Origin of the sequence: Streptomyces fuscigenes (assembly GCF_021556455.1) — a bacterium.
Lineage (GTDB): Bacteria > Actinomycetota > Actinomycetes > Streptomycetales > Streptomycetaceae > Streptomyces > Streptomyces fuscigenes.
On sequence record NZ_JAKGCV010000007.1, the window covers coordinates 22900 to 38904 of the forward strand.

General features: G+C 68.9%; 17 protein-coding genes. 4 read left to right on the forward strand and 13 right to left on the reverse strand.

What is annotated here, in order from left to right; all coding sequences use genetic code 11:
- Window positions 1-183 precede the first annotated feature (183 nt).
- A complete protein-coding gene (locus tag L1885_RS02020; RefSeq protein ID WP_235795184.1) occupies window positions 184-1176 on the forward strand; it encodes a hypothetical protein in 993 nt (330 codons plus the stop codon).
- A gap of 144 nt (window positions 1177-1320) precedes the next feature.
- Here L1885_RS02020 and L1885_RS02025 read toward each other — a convergent pair whose 3' ends face one another.
- From L1885_RS02025 to L1885_RS02085, 13 genes are all read right to left on the reverse strand, one after another.
- Window positions 1321-3537: a putative type IV secretion/conjugal transfer ATPase gene (locus tag L1885_RS02025; protein WP_235795185.1), complete on the reverse strand. Its 2217-nt coding sequence runs from the start codon at window positions 3535-3537 to the stop codon at window positions 1321-1323.
- Window positions 3537-4610, reverse strand: coding sequence for a hypothetical protein (locus L1885_RS02030; RefSeq protein ID WP_235795186.1), 1074 nt, complete (start codon window positions 4608-4610; stop codon window positions 3537-3539). The genes L1885_RS02025 and L1885_RS02030 overlap by 1 nt, the downstream gene beginning before the upstream one ends.
- A gap of 91 nt (window positions 4611-4701) precedes the next feature.
- Window positions 4702-6045 (reverse strand): hypothetical protein, encoded by a 1344-nt coding sequence (locus L1885_RS02035; protein WP_235795187.1) that lies wholly within the window; start codon window positions 6043-6045, stop codon window positions 4702-4704.
- 7 nt (window positions 6046-6052) lie between these two features.
- Window positions 6053-6328 carry a hypothetical protein gene (locus L1885_RS02040; RefSeq protein ID WP_235795188.1) on the reverse strand — a complete coding sequence of 92 codons (276 nt, stop codon included), beginning with the start codon at window positions 6326-6328 and terminating at the stop codon, window positions 6053-6055.
- A gap of 2 nt (window positions 6329-6330) precedes the next feature.
- The gene (locus tag L1885_RS02045; protein WP_235795189.1) at window positions 6331-7335 is read right to left on the reverse strand and encodes a bifunctional lytic transglycosylase/C40 family peptidase; all 1005 of its coding nucleotides are present in this window, start codon (window positions 7333-7335) and stop codon (window positions 6331-6333) included.
- A 168-nt stretch (window positions 7336-7503) separates the two neighbouring features.
- Window positions 7504-9150, reverse strand: a complete 1647-nt coding sequence (locus tag L1885_RS02050) for an FtsK/SpoIIIE domain-containing protein (RefSeq protein ID WP_235795190.1) — start codon at window positions 9148-9150, stop codon at window positions 7504-7506.
- A gap of 251 nt (window positions 9151-9401) precedes the next feature.
- Window positions 9402-10577 carry a hypothetical protein gene (locus tag L1885_RS02055; RefSeq protein ID WP_235795191.1) on the reverse strand — a complete coding sequence of 392 codons (1176 nt, stop codon included), beginning with the start codon at window positions 10575-10577 and terminating at the stop codon, window positions 9402-9404.
- A gap of 499 nt (window positions 10578-11076) precedes the next feature.
- The gene (locus tag L1885_RS02060) at window positions 11077-11268 is read right to left on the reverse strand and encodes a hypothetical protein (protein ID WP_235795192.1); all 192 of its coding nucleotides are present in this window, start codon (window positions 11266-11268) and stop codon (window positions 11077-11079) included.
- The gene (locus L1885_RS02065; RefSeq protein WP_235795193.1) at window positions 11265-11459 is read right to left on the reverse strand and encodes a hypothetical protein; all 195 of its coding nucleotides are present in this window, start codon (window positions 11457-11459) and stop codon (window positions 11265-11267) included. Before L1885_RS02065 ends, L1885_RS02060 begins: the two co-directional genes overlap by 4 nt.
- A gap of 128 nt (window positions 11460-11587) precedes the next feature.
- Window positions 11588-11728 (reverse strand): hypothetical protein, encoded by a 141-nt coding sequence (locus L1885_RS02070; protein ID WP_235795194.1) that lies wholly within the window; start codon window positions 11726-11728, stop codon window positions 11588-11590.
- On the reverse strand, window positions 11725-11868 hold the full coding sequence (locus L1885_RS02075; RefSeq protein WP_235795195.1) for a hypothetical protein: 144 nt from the start codon (window positions 11866-11868) through the stop codon (window positions 11725-11727). Before L1885_RS02075 ends, L1885_RS02070 begins: the two co-directional genes overlap by 4 nt.
- Before the next feature lie 254 nt (window positions 11869-12122).
- Complete coding sequence (locus L1885_RS02080) at window positions 12123-12428, reverse strand: hypothetical protein (RefSeq protein ID WP_235795196.1); 306 nt, start codon at window positions 12426-12428, stop codon at window positions 12123-12125.
- A 132-nt stretch (window positions 12429-12560) separates the two neighbouring features.
- On the reverse strand, window positions 12561-12827 hold the full coding sequence (locus L1885_RS02085; RefSeq protein WP_235795197.1) for a hypothetical protein: 267 nt from the start codon (window positions 12825-12827) through the stop codon (window positions 12561-12563).
- Window positions 12828-13462: 635 nt separating this feature from the next.
- Between L1885_RS02085 and L1885_RS02090 the strand changes: the two genes are divergently transcribed.
- The 3 genes from L1885_RS02090 (at window position 13463) to L1885_RS02100 (ending at window position 16001) form a co-directional block, all read left to right on the forward strand.
- Complete coding sequence (locus L1885_RS02090; protein WP_235795198.1) at window positions 13463-14215, forward strand: GntR family transcriptional regulator; 753 nt, start codon at window positions 13463-13465, stop codon at window positions 14213-14215.
- A 182-nt stretch (window positions 14216-14397) separates the two neighbouring features.
- A complete protein-coding gene (locus tag L1885_RS02095) occupies window positions 14398-15435 on the forward strand; it encodes a P-loop nucleotide/nucleoside kinase family protein (RefSeq protein WP_235795199.1) in 1038 nt (345 codons plus the stop codon).
- The gene (locus L1885_RS02100) at window positions 15432-16001 is read left to right on the forward strand and encodes a phosphotransferase-like protein (protein ID WP_235795200.1); all 570 of its coding nucleotides are present in this window, start codon (window positions 15432-15434) and stop codon (window positions 15999-16001) included. The genes L1885_RS02095 and L1885_RS02100 overlap by 4 nt, the downstream gene beginning before the upstream one ends.
- Window positions 16002-16005 lie beyond the last annotated feature (4 nt).

Genomic DNA, 16005 nt, shown 5'->3' on the forward strand with positions numbered 1-16005 from the left:
CAGGCCCTGCCCTCGTACGCGTCGTCAGCGACGCAGCCCAGGACGTCGAAACCGACGTCGCCAGCTTATCCGAACCAGGTGTCAGACCCCCAGCCTAGGGTTGAGGTGAGGAGTGCCGACAGACGGGTGAGCGGGACTCCTGGTTCGGTGCCTAGGGGCGCCCCGCAAAGAAGCTGGTGATGCGTGCAGATTCGCGTTGAGAAGCAGAACAACCCTGTCGCTGATGAGGTGAGCGCCCTCGTGGCGGTCACACGGCCGATCATCGCGGGGATCTATCACTCGATCGGCCAGGACATGCTCAGTGCGATCGGGAAGCGCGAGGACATAAAGCTTAAGCTCCTCGGCAAGATCAGGAGTCAGGGGGATGGGGACACCGGGATCGCGTTTGAATACGCCGTTCACGATGCGGTAGTTAACGGGGTCCCCATCGTTGTCGAGCGGGTGGCCGATGCCCTCGGCCATTGTCGGATCAACCGAGGCGACCCGTCATCGATCTTGTTCGCCATCGAGAAGAGCGGCTCTCAGCAGCTGATCTCCACGAAGATCGACCTCGTCACGACCGAGTCGAGGGTCTTGTCCGGAGAGCGTGGGCAGCCCGTGAAGTTGAAGGGACATCTCAACCGGCTCGCCGCTGCGTTCCGGCGTCCCAGCACCCGCGCCCAGCTGCCTCAGAGCATCAGGGGCCTGTGGAAGGCTGACCTCTTCCTCGGTTCCACTGAGCCCGATCACTGGGTGGGCACCACGGTCAAGATCAACCGATCGCATCTCGAAGCAGCCAGGGGACTGCGGGTCGCCATCGTTCCCAGCAAGTCGGGATCCTCTGACGCGATCAAGAAGGACGAACAGAGGAACCTGATCGTCTGCCCGATGCCGCACGACGGCAGCTTCATGCAGGTCTTCTATGAGGGGTGGCGGATCGTCCAGGCCCTCTGTGAAACCAACTTCAAGATGCCCAAGGAAGTGGACCTCCCCAGCCCCATCGACCGGGAGGTCGCGCGTGTCTATATCGAGCGTCGAGAATTCCCCGTCCCCGACGTTCTGGAAGCCACCAGGAAGTTCGCGCAGCCGGAGCTTCTCGTTGCCGACGAAGCGCCTGCCTCCCACGTTGCGTTCGGGGCAGACGCGCAGCCGGAAACCTCCACCATCATCACGCCGTTCCCTCGGATGAGCAGCTAGCACCCGGCTATCCCGCGAGCCGCGTCCAGCTCGCGGGGCAGCCCAACGTCAGTTTTGTCGTCCGATTGGCGGAACGACCGGAAAGACGCTGGCGGCCCCGCCCTTCCGAGAAGCGCGGGGCCGCCAGCATGGTGTGCGTTGGGTTCAGAGGTCGGAGGGCAACTGCCGTCCGCTCTCTGCGTCGTAGGCAACTCCCGAGGGCGACAGGCGCACGGTCCGGACGATGCCCGAGGATCCGTCGTGCCAGGTCTTCCCGCCGACCGCCACTTTGACGGTCACGTCCGCGAGGGGGTCGGTGACAGGGAGGGTGATTTCGAGGTCGCGGGGGTACCACCCGTCCTCCCTGACGCTGGACGCGCTCTTGTCATCCGCCTCGATGTGCAGGAACTTCGCGTTCTTGTCGAAGTAGCTCCGCAGCTCGACGGTGACCTTGTCCCGGTGAGTGCTCCACTGCGCGATGGCATAGGCGTGGACGCCATCGAGGTGAAGGGCTGCTCCAGCCCGCCCCTTGTAGGCGAGCGCCTTCTCTGCGCGCTCGTGCTTCTGCTGTTCCTCGTGTGTGTGCTGCACGATTCCGGCGGTGACGATGCTCGCAGCAGCAACCGCAGCGACGTAGGACCAGGTGCGGCGTCGGCTGGTTCGCCCTCCGGGGTCGTCGGCCGGCGGTACGGACGGCGGTGCCACGGGGGCGGGCGGCACAGGCTGTCCCGCGTACCACTGCGGTGCGTCCTGCTTCCCGGTGAACCAGTCGGCATCGGTCTTGGCCACGCCCTCTTCCTTTCTCATGTTCACGACGGTGGCACGGAGCTGCTGGGCTTGGGCGGGGTTTCCGCAGACGTCAGCCACGCGGGCACGCGTCGACAACCAGGAAGCAGCCTGCGGGGAATTGATGCCATGGGCAGCGATGTCTTCGCGCTCTCCGAGAGCCGCGAGTTCAGCTGCTTCGCTGCATCGGCCCTCCAAGGCAGCCTGCACTGCGTGCGCGTGACGAGGGTCGATGACGTTGGGCGGCATCTCCCAGTCCCACCCGTCCTCGGGCTGGTCGGCGGGGTTGGACAGGAGCTGCTCAAGCGTCGCCGGGATCTCGTCTTCACGGGCGTCCTCGTCGCTGAGGTCCAGCGGATCGGCCTCCTGCTCGATCGCCAGCTGGTGGCTGCCCGCGTCCTCGCTCTCCTCTTGGTCCAGCACCAGAAGCTGCTGCGCGGTGCGGCGTCGGACGGAGGTGTCCGTCAGCGCGATCTCCTCGTCGTCCAGGACCGTCTGGACAACGTCGACGTGGCTCGCGCCGATCTTCCACACGGCCTGGCCCGGGTCGAGGCTGGGGATCATGTCGATGGCCCACGCGGGCAGGCCCAACAGCGCTCCCACCAGGGCGGCTTCCTCAGGTCCTAGGCGTCCGACGTGGGCGACCTCGCAGAGTCGCGCGAGGTCCTGCGCCCGCCCTTCCCCGAGGTCGGACAGCGTGTGCATCACCGCCTCCAGCGACAGGCCGGCCTTCCGGCTGTTCTTCAGCAGGCGCTGGATCAGCTCGCTGGTGGCGGGAGACAGGAGGATCTGCCACGCCTCCTCGATGACCAGGTGGCGGTGCACGGCCGTCGACTGCGGCAGCCACACGTGCTCTGCCCAGCACGACACGGCCGCCATCAGCGACGGGATCGCCGGGCTGTTGCGGTCAAGGCCGGTGAAGTCGAAGGACAGGATGGACAGGTCGGTCTCGGGCAGGCTCGCGTCCTGCCCATCGAACAGGCCGACTAGGGAGCCCTCGGTGTAGCGGGAGAGGGCGAGCGCGGCCGGCTCGCCCCACTCGGTCACCCGAGCGGCCGGCCACCGGCCGTCCTCCGGCGCAACGAGCGCGTCCACGAGCCCGTTGAGCGACGTGGCCTTGGGATGGGCCAGGGCATGCTGGAGAGCGTGGGTGGCCTGGTGGCTGAGCGCGTCGGGCTCCACCGCAAGGATCAGCGAGCGGACCAGCTGCTCGCGCACCGCGGGCGGGAACAGCTCGGAGCAGGGGTTCAGCGTGAACGTCCCGGCCTGGACGACCCGGCCGCCGAGGGAGCGGACCAGCGGCGCCCACTCGCCGGCGTTGTCCTCGCCGAAGGAGTCGATGACGACGGCCTGGTGCTCGTGCTGGAGGATCTCGCGCCGGATGCGCGCCTTCGACGTCGTGCTTTTGCCGGAGCCGAGCCCACCCAGCGCCAGAGAGTTGGTAGAGGGCAGGAGGGCGGCGTCGGCCAGGACGGGGGAGAGGCAGAACCGGCGGCCGTCCAGCAGGGAACGGCCGATCGGGATGCCGGGGAAGCTGGTGTTGGAGGCGACAAGGGGGGCGGTGATGGCGGCGTGGCTGGAGGGCAGGCGGATCATCAGAGGATCGCCCCTTTCCTGGTGGAGGCTCCGTGCGGGGTGGTCATCACGTGGGCGCGGTGCTGTTGGCCGGGCAGCCAGTCGAGGCGGATGCGGTGCCGGTCGGCGCTCAGCGACGCCTGCCAGCGGGCCTCGCGTACGTCTTCGGGGCTCTCGCCCCACACCGTGAGGTAGGCGTCTAGGTCGACGAGGGCGGCGCCCTGGACCAGGGCGCCGTGCGTGGCACCGCCCGCCAGTTCCTGAGCGGCGGCCTTGACCTTGTCCGTGGTGAACGCCTCGCTCGCGGCCGACTGCCACTTCGCGGACCGGCGGGACTGCGCGGCGGGCAGCGGCCGGTAGAGGACGGCCAAGGAGCGGTCGGCGGTGTGTCCCAGCAGGAGGCGGGCCATCAGGTCGCCGCTGTCCTCGTCGGGCCACGCGGTGATCCGGGCGGTGGCCGCGTGCCGGCCGTCCTCGAGTTCGACCCACCCGGAGCCTCGGCCGACCACGGCCGGCACCGGCTGCGGGGTCACGGGGGCGAGGCTGCCGAGGCGGGCGAACTCTCCGCGCACGGTGTCCAGGATTCGGTCCGGCTGACTCACCAGCGCCTTGGGGACGTGCACGGAGATCGTCTGTGTGTGCTCGGTGTACTCGCCGACCGTTGCGTGATGCGTGATGTGGACCTGGACACCAGCGTTGCGGGTCTGCCCACCGGCGAACGTCAGCGCCCGGGAGACCGCTTCGTGAAACGCGGTCCGGCGGTGCGCATCCTGCATGGTGCCGTGCTCGGGATACACGCCCCACGTCGCCGTCGTCCCGGCCTGGCCCGTCATGGCGTCGGGGACACCGCGCTCGCGCAGGTGCCGGTAGCCGACCGTGGCCCACCGAGCGATCGATCGCGGCCCTGGCGCCACGTTGATCAGCGCAGCAGCGGCGCCGACCGCGCCGAACGTCCAGGCGGGCGGGGGCGAGAGGAGCGCGGACATCAGCACGGCGCTGCCGATACCGGCGTTGGCTTTGGTGAGCAGGGATTCGGCGGGGCTCAGGCCGCGCTGCAGAGCGGGGATTCGGTAGCCGGGCGTCAGCGTGTACACGGGTTTGCCTCCATCAGGGGTGTGGCCGGACGGGCCCCGGCCCCCGGCGGTCGCCGTGGTGGCGACCGCCGCGGGCCGGGTGCTGCCGGGATTACTGGTTGCGCGGCTCCGGCGGCCTGGGCCGGGCGGCTGGCGCCTGAGCCGGTCGACTCGGTACCTGCGGAGGCTGACCGCCCGCAGCGTCCGCAGAAGCGGAAGCGGCCGTGCGGCGAGGAGTCGGGTAGCCGGCGGCCTCTCGTGCCTCGCGGCGCGCCTGGCTGATCTGCGCGCTACGCCCGGCCTCCCGCTGGGCATTCGCGATGGCCGACTCCGTCGTCAGCCGCGGCGAGCGCTCCCGCTGCTTCACGCCGTAGGCGGCGTAAAGGACTCCGCGGTCCTGGTGCATGGCCCGGCCCGGCGTCTCCACCGTCCGGTGCCCGCGCGGGCTGTTCTCCTGCTCGTAGACCTTCGGCACGCCCGCCCGCACCATGGCGTGGCCGATGGGGTTGGTGGTGTGGCGCTCCACCAGCTCCCGTATGGCGCCCGCCACGCGAGGGCCGACGTAGGGCACGCCATGGAAGATCATCCGCAGCATCAAGGCATCCGCCGCGACAAGCAGTACGGCATCCACCACGAGCGAGCCCTGTGCCGCCTTCACGAACGGTGCGACCAGGAGCAGCGCGAACGGACAGAACATCAGCCCGAGCAGCCGCTGCGCCCACGCCCTGACGGCTGAGACATCACCACTGCGAGCCATGGACGCGAGAACGAGGGGCGCCATGCAGACGAACGCCAGGATGCCCAGGTTGCGCGTCAGGAACACCAAGGCAGCGAACGCCAAGGCCACCACGAGCGCGGAGATGATGATCAGGATCGCCAACGGGTTCTTCGCGTCCGCTCCGCTCTCCATGTCGTGGCTGATCGCGCCGAACAGGGTGGTCTCGTCGCTATCGAACGCTGCCGAGAACGCTGCGCTGATCGCCCTGTTCAGTAGCGCCACGGCGCCGGGGACGGCGGCCATGCCGGCCACCGCCACCAGCGCGGACCCAGTCGAGGCTCCCATCTGCCGTAGCCGCGGTACACCCTGCCAGGCAGTCAGGGCGCACACCACGATCACGCACACGAAGATCGCAACAGCCAGGTGCTGGCCAAGCTCCAGAAACGGCTTGTACAGGCCGCTGGTGGCGTCATGGGGCGCCCAACTGCGCTTGGACGCGATCAGTGATTTCAGCGTCCCGATCAGGCTGTCGGCCAGCCTCTTGACTTCCTCGGAGGCGCTGTCGGTGATGCCGGAACCGCCCCCGCCGGCGCCCCCGGACTCGCAGAGGTCTTTGGCCGGGCCGGGGATGTCGGTGCACTTGCTGCCGCCGCCCTTGGAGCCGCTGCGGCAGTAGTCGAGCGCGAGGCCCGACATCTTGGCGCAGGGGTCGCTGGCGGCCTTGTCGAGGATGGCCATGCGGTCCTCAGCTCTTGGCGCTGGTGACGGTGGAGAACAGCTCGCTGCCGTAGAGGGCGAGGATCACGGCGACGAACAGCGTGCCGAGCGCCATCGAGCCCTTGCGCAGGGCGCCCTTGGGGTCGTGGGACAGTGACAGGAGCATCCGCAGGGCGATGATCGCGATCACGGCCGCGATGCCCTTGGTGACCAGGCCCCCGCCCGTCATGCCGATGGTCTTGAAGAAGTCGCTGAATCCGCCGGACATGTCGACGGGCTTGGCGAGGGTGATGAACGCGCGCATGGTCAGATCTCCTTTTGGGCGTGGGGTACGGGGCGGGCGATCGAATACAGGTCGGTCATCGAATCGAGCCGATCAAATCGAACTTTGGTGCCGGGCTTCGGAGCGTTGATCATCCATCCGCCGCCGATGTAGATACCGACGTGGTGAATACCGCCGGGGGTCGCGCCATAGAAAACGAGATCTCCCGGACGCTGGTCTCCGGGCCTTACCGGCTCGGATGCGGTGTACTGCTCGGCTGCCGTGCGAGGCAGGTAGATCCCTGCTTTCGCGTAGGCGTAGAGCGTGAGGCCCGAGCAGTCGAATCCGACGATGCTCGCGCCGGAGTGCCCTGCGGGGGAGCAGCAGATTCCCGTGCTCGGGCCGCTCGCGTTTCCGCCACCCCACGAATACGGGGTGCCGAGCATGCCCTGCGCCGCGTCGATCGCGGTATTGGCCTGGTTTCCCGTGAGGGTCTTTCCTCCAGGTCCGGGCTGGCGGGCGAGGGCGTTGATTGTGTGGACGTAGTTCTGTGTCTGCCGGTATGGGGGCACACCGCCGTATTTGTGGACGGCGCCGGATCCTGCGTTGTAGGCGGCGAGCATGTTGCTCTGATGGTCACCGGGGACATCTTTGACGTCTTTCGCTATGTCGCAGAGGTACCCGGCCGCCGACGGGATCGCGTCCTCGGGATCCCACACGTCCCGCTTTCCGTCGCCGTTGGCGTCGATTCCGTGGGATTCCCACGCGGCGGGCATGAATTGCGCAATACCCTCCGCGCCCGCCGATGAGTGGGCTTTCGGATTGAATCCCGATTCCTGCGTGAGGAGTGCGGCCAGCAGATTCGGGCTGACCTCGGGACACATTTTCGCGGCCTGCTCGACCAGCCCTTTGTACTGGCTGGGGACGGCGAGGCTGAGCGCGGCGGACAGGGGGTCGTCGCCGGCGCCCTGGACGAGCGCGGCCACGATGACGGCCGCGGTCGCTCCCACGCCGATCGTGACCGCTGTGGAGGCCTTCAAGAGCCTCATCCCTCCTTCAGCTGGGATTCGGGTGTATGTGCAGGTCAGGAGCGTCATTGCCATCTGCCAGAGATCTGCCAGAGATCTGCCGTGATCCGCCGGGCATCTGCCGGACGCGTGCCGTCCGGCGGATGCCCGGCGGATGCCTGGCAGATGGTCCGGCGGATGCAGATCGGGTCATGACCCGGACATAAGGGCTGCTGTGAGGTCCGTGAGCCGGTAGCCCCGCACCCCCTTGTCGTCCTTGCTCGACGCGGCGCCCAGTAGTGCCGACAGTCGTCTCCCCTGCATGACCGGCGTGGTTTCTTCGATGCCGAGAGCCGGGGCCAGCTCGGACGTGGGCATAAACTCGACGCCCTTCTGTCGCATCAAGTCGATGCCCTGCTTGAGCGGGGAAATAGGCGCTTCTTCGACCGCCTTTTGCTGTCGGCTTTCCACTTCGTCCACGACGTCCCAGACGAACTTGTCGTGGAAGTCGAAGCCGCGAAGGAGTGTCGACCGCCCGTTTGCGAACAGGACACCCTGCCCCTTGATGTCGGGGTTGAGGAGGGCGGGATTGATCGGGGCCACGGTCTCGAAGTAGGTGTCTCCGAGTGCAACTTTGGCTGTTCCTTCTGAAGCCACATACATGCACATGCGGTAGAGGAACTGGTCGCGCACCATGACTGGAATGGCGTTCTGTGCCGGCCGCTGTGTCAGCAGGATCGTGGAAATACCGGACTCCAGGCATTTTGCGACCAGGGAGCGGGTTTTTTCCGCGATGCGGCGGGTGTCTTCCTTTCCTTCGTTGGATCCGTCGTTGGCGAAGAAGTCGGCGGCTTCGTCCACGATGAAGAAGACGGGCCGGAACTTCGGTGCAGGCTGCCGGTTCTTGATGGCTTCCTGCATTTTCGTGTAGCGCCGCTCGGAGCGCGTATTCAGCTCGTCAACGATGCTTTCGAAGACGACGGGCTGATCGGATGCTTCGTAGCGGGTGGCAATTTTCGAGAACCTGGTCAGCCCGCAGAATTTACCGTCGAGGAGATACAGGTCGAATTCGCCGTACGCGATCAGCAGACACGTGATGAGTCCGTTGATCAGCGTGGTTTTCCCCATCTGCGTCATGCCACCGACTAGGAGCGAGGCCTTTTCGAAGGTCGGCACGCCGGCGAGTTGGCCGGTGACGTCGTGCCCGAAGGGCACGCCGGGAAATGCCGCGATCTCCGCCCTGGTGGGCGTGGGGAAGGGCTGTGTGAACGGCGGCTGGTCGAGGACCAGGAGGCGCGCGCGCCGCTCGCTGTCGCGGCTGCGATCGAGCGTCAGGTGCAGCCGGGTCACGCCGAACACGCCGGCCACCTGACCCAGGCGACGTTCGACGTCGCCGTAGGTGCGGCCGGGCGGCATGAGGAAGTCGTAGACCGTGCCGGTCTTGACCTGCTCGATGGTGACTTCGTCGGCCCTGATGACCTGGTCGCGGCCGATGGCTCCGGCCGTGAGCAGCGTCGACGTCAGCTGCGGGTGCGCCAGGTCCGGCGCGACAGCGGCCTCTCCGGCGGGGGATTCCTCCCGCAGGACCGCGGGGGCCTCCTTGCCGTCCTCGCGCGCCCACAGGCGCCGGGCGGTGTTGCGGATGCGCCAGGCCAGGTAGCCGAGGCCGACCAGCCCGCCGGCCGTCACGAGGACGGTCGCGGGCCAGGACAGACCCAACTTGTCCTTGATCGCGGCGAGGCCGCCGAACACGATCACGATGCCGCCGACGGCGCCCGCGGCCTGTCCGTACAGCTCGTCGCTGCCGGAGTGGTCATGGTCGTGGTAACGCCTGCTGCGCGAGTTGCGTTGTGCCACGCTGCTCCTTGTCGTATCGGCCCATGCCGGTGTCGCGGCGCACCGCGCCGACGTGGGGGTTTGGGTCCGGTTGGGCTGGGGTGCTCGCCGGGTCTGCTCCCTGCGGTCTGCGAACGCACAGTTCGCTCACCAGGTCACTCACCGGGTCTGCACGCTCGACTGCGTGCCGCTTCCGGCAGTCGCAGCAAGGGCCAGCCCGCGGCGCGCGGGCTGGCCCTCACTGGTGGTGCCGGACGAGATGTGACGCCTGCTCAGGCGTCGGCATCCTCCGAGTCGTCGTCCGTGTCCGTCTCCTCGGACGCCTGACGCGGCCCGGGGGCCTCGGGGCGGGGGGTTTCCTCCTTCGTCATCAGGCCGCCCCACACACGGCGCACACGCTCCTCGCTGCCGACGTAGCCGGCGTCGCGGAAGTCGCTCACGGCCTGGCGGTAGGAGCGCGGCGGTTCGTCGGCGTAGCGCAGGTGGCGCAGGACGACGTCCATCTGTGGATCGGTCAGCCGCTCGCCGACCACGGGAACCGGCACGCCCGCGACGGCCGCGAGCTGCTCTACCGTGACGGTCGGGGCGGAGGAGCGTGACGGCGTCCCGCTTTCCGTCACGCCCGGCGTGCCGGGCGCCGTGCCGGAATCCGCCGCACCCGCGTTGACCTGCGTGCCGTCGCCGTGTCGGTCAGAGGCTGCCGTGCCGGAACCGTCACGGCCCGTCCCGGCGGGCAGGGCCGGTGTGACGGGCGTCCAGGTCTCCAGCTCCGGCAGCGTGATCGCCGTGACGAGATCCGGCAGCGGCTTGCCCTCGATGGCCGCCTGGGTGGCCTGAGCCTGCTCGTGCAACGCCTCGGTGGTGGCCTGGCGGGTCTTGAGGACGGACAGCCGGTAGGCCGTCTCTGCCCGAGCGACCTGCTTTTCCAGCTCGGTCGCGGCCTCCAGCAGCTCGACGCGGTGGGCGGCGTCGGCGCGCATCACCTCCAGGCGGTCTGCGACGTCCTGGCGCCGCTCATCGATCTGCGACCGGGTGTCCCCGGAGACCCTGCGCCCCAGTGAGGGAAGCACGAGCCACCAGGTGCCCTTGGACGCGGCGATCGCGACCGGCGTGAGCACGTAGGCCATGTCGAAGCCGGCCTTGTCGGCGTGCGCGATCAGCTCGAAGGTCGGGATCGCCGCGTTGAGCGCGGTCAGGGCGAGGCCGGCCCACTGCACGCGACGGACGCGCGCCTTGTCGTTGCCCGCCAGGATCTCCGTGGCCTGGAAGATCACCCACAAGGCATCCAGCGCGCCGACCGTGGGCGCGGCCCACAGGCCGAAGTGCGGGTTGAGGATCTCGTAGCTGACCCTTACCGACAGGATGGCGATGCCTACGGTGATGAGCCCGAGGACACCGAGCACCACCCCGCGCGGGGTCCACCACGCCGTCCACTTCTTCCACTCCATGCTGTTCTTCCTTCCTGCGTGAAGCCGCCCGCCGAGGAGGCGGCGGCGGTGGTCAGTGGCCGGTGTAGGGCAGGGCGCGGCATGTCTCGGCGTGCTTCTGCGCCCAGGCGCGGGCCGTAGCGATCAGCGGGAGCGCATTCGGGGCGGTCTCGTCGGCGTCCGCGTCCAGCAGGAACGCCTCGCTCTTCGCAGTCTTGTGCGTGGGGTCGGTGCATCCGTGCCCCGTGCAGCGCGCGACCGCGGTGAAGGTGACCGTGTGCTCCTCGGTCCAGTTCGGAGCCCCCCCCCGGAACGCTTGCTGAAGGCGATGTGCAGCTCGGCCTCCACGACCGCGTCCGCAACCGCCTGGTAGCGGCCTACCGTCTCCCTGTCGGTGCCGTAGTGGGAGACATACCGGCTGCCGCTGGCGAGGCGCCTGCGGTGCTCACGTACCGACTCCGTGATCGTGCTGATGACGTCGGGCGCAGTGTCGATGCGAGGGAACATGGCAATCTCCTGGTCAGTGCTGCTGCTTGCACAGTTCGGTGAGGTAGGCGTCCTGGAGGCGCGTGAAGCGCTCCCACAGCGGCCGGCCCGTCTCGCACGGGGCGTCGGGTCGACAGGTGTCGCAGGACTCGCTGTGCGCGCGGTGGAGCTTGGCTGCCGTCATGTACCGGTCGTAGAGGTCGGTGAGGCGAGCCGGGCGGTTCATGGTTCGTCCTGTCGAGGGGGGTGGGGGTGCAGGTCGGTGACGTGGTGGCCGGCCTCCCACGCCCACGCGGCCGCCCGGGCGGCGAGCGCCAGGGCGTGACGGGTGGCGGGGTGGCGCAGGCCGTGGCGGCGGATGGTCCGCGCCGCCCGGTGCTGGGCGGCGCGGGCCATCCGTATGAGGTGAGCGGCCACGGTCAGCAGAAGCCGCAGCTCACGTGACCGTCGGGGTTGAGGCAGCCGCAGTTCGGGCACGCCCACGACGCCATGACACTCAGGCGCCGGAGGGCGCGACGGATCATCCGATAACGCATCTTCGGCTCCTACCGGTTGGGGATCTGCGCGACGGTCTGAGCGAGCGCGGCCTGTGCCTGCTGGGAGGCGGCCAGGGCCTGCGCCGCCTGCTGGCGGGCCTGCTCCATCGCCTCCGCCGCACGGCGGCGCTCGTCGTCGGCGTCGCTCATCGCGTCGCCTCCGCCGCCCGCTGCCGGGCCTCCATCTCCGCCCGGGTGCGCGGCACGCGCCGCTCCGGCGGGATGCGGTCGTCCTGCTCGCGCACGATGCGCAGCAGCAGCACGCCCAGGCGCTGCTCCGGCGTCGCCACGGCGCGAGCGGTGGGGTGGGGCCGGGCGGGCGCGGGCTGGGGGGCCGGCCGGTCGTGCCGGGGCTCCGGTTCCGCAGCCGCACGCGGTACTCGTCGTGCGATGATCGTTGCTCGCACAGGGGGTCCTTTCGAGGGGTGTTCCTGTGTCGCGCGCCCGGGGTAGCCGCCCCGGGCGCGCACCAACCGCTTCCTGCGGTCTCCGACGTCGCCGGCCTGCGTGGGGCTGGTCGGCGGCGAGGGGGAGCGCGGGACGCTCAGGCCGCAGCCTCGAAGGCCGGCGACCTCTTGGCGGGACGGACCAGGTAGTCACTGGTCGTCCACACCGAGCCGATGACGAACGGCTGGCCATCGGCGCGCAGGACGTCACGCACGACCAGCGCCCATCGGGCGCTGCCGCGCTTGAGCATCTGTGCGGCCCGGACCGGATCGGTGATCAGGGCCAGCACCTCGAAGGCGCCGGAAACGTTCTGGTAGACGGCTCCCGGACGGCGCGGCCCGATCTCGACGTCGATGTCGCCGGGCAGGTGCTGCGGGGCGGTGGGGGTCATGCTGACGCGCATGCGGGTTGCCTTTCTGCGCAGGTGACCAGCGAGCCCGGGGCAGGGTGCCCGGGGCTGTCGTGCGTGTGGCTGCGCCGAGCAGCCACGGCGGCCCCCACCGAAACCGGTGGGGCCGCTGTGGTCGCTCGGAGTTCAGCCGCTGACCGGCTCCGCCGGTCCACACGGGAGCGAGATGCCGCGATCGGCGAGCGCCGCGGCGATGTACGGGAAGGCGTCAGTGGGTTCGATCGACTCACCGCGGCTGGAGTAGACGCGCCCCGCGAAGAGGCGTGCGAGTTCCTCGCGGTCCCAGCGAGTGCTGAGACCGACGTCCTTCCGCCAGACAACGTCGGTGGCGATGTGCATGAGCTGGGCATGGCGGCGTTTCGCCTGCCAGGCCTCGCGGTGTTTTCCGAACACAACGGCTCCTTGGAACGGTTGAGATGACCGGGCGGGTTACCCAGGCCTGAGCGGCGCGTAGGCCGTGGAGCCCCGGACCGGAATCGAACCGGTCAGTACTGCTACCTACGGGGCCGCGATCTTTGCCTTGTGTCACCGCGCGCTCGCTCAAATCGCCTGTCGCCCGCGAGAGCGGGCGGTAGGGACAAGGTGCTTCGGAGAGCTGTTTCGCGCGGCAGGGCTGGCTTGTCGCAGTTGCCTGTCCCGCATCTCCGCCTGCGGGCTGGCGGTCCGCACCCCCTGCGGACGGGGCCGGGGTGTCCAGAGGAGCCGCCTGCCTGGCCTCGGAGGGCGGGTGGTTCGGCTCATGTCGTCCCGGATTGCGCCTCTGTGGAGTTTTCAACGAGCAGTCACCGCGGAACTCCGCCGGAGGGCGTCATCCCAGGGCTCGCACGGACAAACGGGGTGCCTCTTCGACACTCCCACCTCGTTAGCGAGGTCCGGCGTGATCCCCAGTAGAGCAATCCTCGTTAACGATGTCAAGTACTACGCTAACGAGGTAGTCTCTTTGCTGTGGCGCCGCCACAGACCGGGGCGCCCCTACCAGTTCCTCGGTAGTCAGCGGCCGTAGGATCGCTAGCGAGGTAGGGAGACAAATGGCCAGTGATGTGGGCGAACAGCGGCCCAAGTACCAGCGGATCGCCGACGACCTGAAGGCGGCGATCGAGTCCGGCGAGTACGGGCCCGGCGACCGGCTCCCGGGGGAGAGCGCGCTCGCCACTCGGTACGAGGTCGCTGCGCTGACGGCCCGCCAGGCTCTGAAGATTTTGCGGATCGAGGGCCTGGTGGAGACGAAGAAGGGGGCCGGCGCTCGCGTCATCGAGTTCCGCCCGATTCGACGTCACGGCATCCAGCGACTCGCACGCGAGCAGTGGGGTGCCGGCAAGTCCATCTGGTCCGCTGATGAGGAGCGCCCAGTCACAATCGATGTCCGCGTAGACACGGTGGCCGCGCCGCGACACATCGCCCGAATGCTCGACGTTGACGAGGATGAGCTTGTGTGCGCTCGGTCCCGGCGCTTCGTGCTGGACGACAGGCCCGTCATGCTCGCGACCTCGTACCTGCCACTCGACCTGGCCGAGAACACAGCGATCATGAGCGTGGACACCGGCGAGGGCGGCACATACGCCCGGCTCGCTGAGATCGGGCACGCACCTGCTCACTTCCGCGAAGAGATCCGGTGCCGGCTGCCCGTTGCCGAGGAGGCAAAGGGTCTGGCCATGCCGCTGGAGCGCCCCGTAATCAAGCTCTGTCGAAGTGCGTTCGATGCGTCGCTGCGGGCAGTCGAGGTGAACGAGATGACCATGGACACAGCGGCGTACGTGTTGGAGTACGCGTTCGATGCCTGAGCACCCCCGCCCGACCATCTGGGACCCCCTCGTGACTTGTCATCAGGTGGGGGCCATCACACTCGCGAATGCAAAGAAACAACATCACAAGGGCTTGTCGAAGCTCGTGCGCAGCGCCATACACGGGTTTTCAACATCCCCATACACATGGGATTCGCGGTCCTGGATCTAGGGTCGCGGCCATGACGATGGCGGAGGGGCACAGGGTGGGCAAGCATCGATCGGGGTGGCAACCGGACAAGTTGCGCGAGCAGCGCGAGGGTCATGGGCTGACTCTGGAGCGGGCTGGCGAGCGCCTTCGCGAGGTCGCCGAGCAGGCCAGGCTGAAAGGTATTCCGGCCGCGAATCCCCAGACCTTGTGGCAGCACGAACAGGGCGAGGTCTACCCGGGCCCGCACTACCGACGTGCCTACTGCCTCCTCTACCGGGCGACCGAGCCGGACCTCGGCTTTCGTGCCGCGCTGCCGGGGGAGGAGACATCCTTCGTGCTGACGCCGATGGACCACCGCCTCAACGGCGCCCACGTCCTTGCCGTTGAGCGAGCGATCCACCGCATCTCGCCGGGTACCGAGGATGCTGGGCACTTCGCTCTCCAGCAGCGGATCATCGACGCCTGGAAGCGCCGGCACACCGGCGGCGACCCGCACCGCCCCGTCCTGATCCTGGTGGGCGGATACGCCGGTTCCGGGAAGACCGAACTCGCCCGCTTCTTCGTCCAGCTCACGGGCTGGCCGCTGCTCGACAAGGACCCGCTGACCCGTCCGCTGGTGGAGCGTCTCCTGGTGGCGCTGGGCGGCGACCCGAACGACAGGCACACAGACCTCTACCGGGAACGCGTCCGTTCGGTGGAGTACGACTGCCTCATGCAGTCGGCCATGGCGAACATCAAGTGCGGGATCAGTACCGTGCTCTCGGCCCCGTTCATCTCCGAGATGACCGACCCGTCCTGGATGCAGCGCCTGTCCAACCGGGCCGCGTCCATGGGTGTCGACGTCTTCCCCGTGTGGGTGCGCTGCGACGAGGAGTCGATGCGCGAATACATCACCTTCCGGTCCGCCGCTCGCGATGCGTGGAAGCTCGCGCGGTGGGACGAGTACATGGCGACCATCGACCTGGACCTGCGCCCCGCGGTCCCGCACCTGGTGGTGGACAACCGGCTGGGGACCGCGGTCACGCTCGCGGACCAGGCCCGGCAGGCGATGGGGGCGATGTACGCGTGACAGGGCGTCAGGGCGTGGTCTTGTACGGACCGCCGGCCTCGGGCAAGGACACCGTTACTGCGGCGCTCACCGAGCTGAGCCGGCGGTACGCGCAGTTCGCGCGGCTCAAGGTGGGGACGGGCAAGTCGGCCGGCTACCGGATGGGCACGGCGGAACAGCTGCGTGCGCTGGAGTCTGCGGGCGATGTCGTCTACGCGAACGCGCGGTACGGCAACACGTACGTGATCGACCGGCCCGGCCTGGACGCGGCGTTCGCGGCGGGGGTGCCGGTGGTGCACCTCGGGCAGGTCGACGGCATCGGCGCCCTGCTCGACGGCTACTTGGCCAACTGGTCGGTGGTGCTGCTGTGGTGCCCGCGCGAGGTGACCGAGCAGCGGTCGGCGGGGCGTGGCGACAGCGATACCGCGGCGCGCCTGGTGGCGTGGGACGCGACCCGCGAGGATCTGGATGCGCACCCGGGCAGGGCCTGGGACCTGACCGTCGACACCACGGAGGCAACCGCGCAGGAGGCGGCGCGGCTCATCGACCAGCTGCTGGCGCAGCGGGCGGGAGCCACGTCGGCATGAGCGC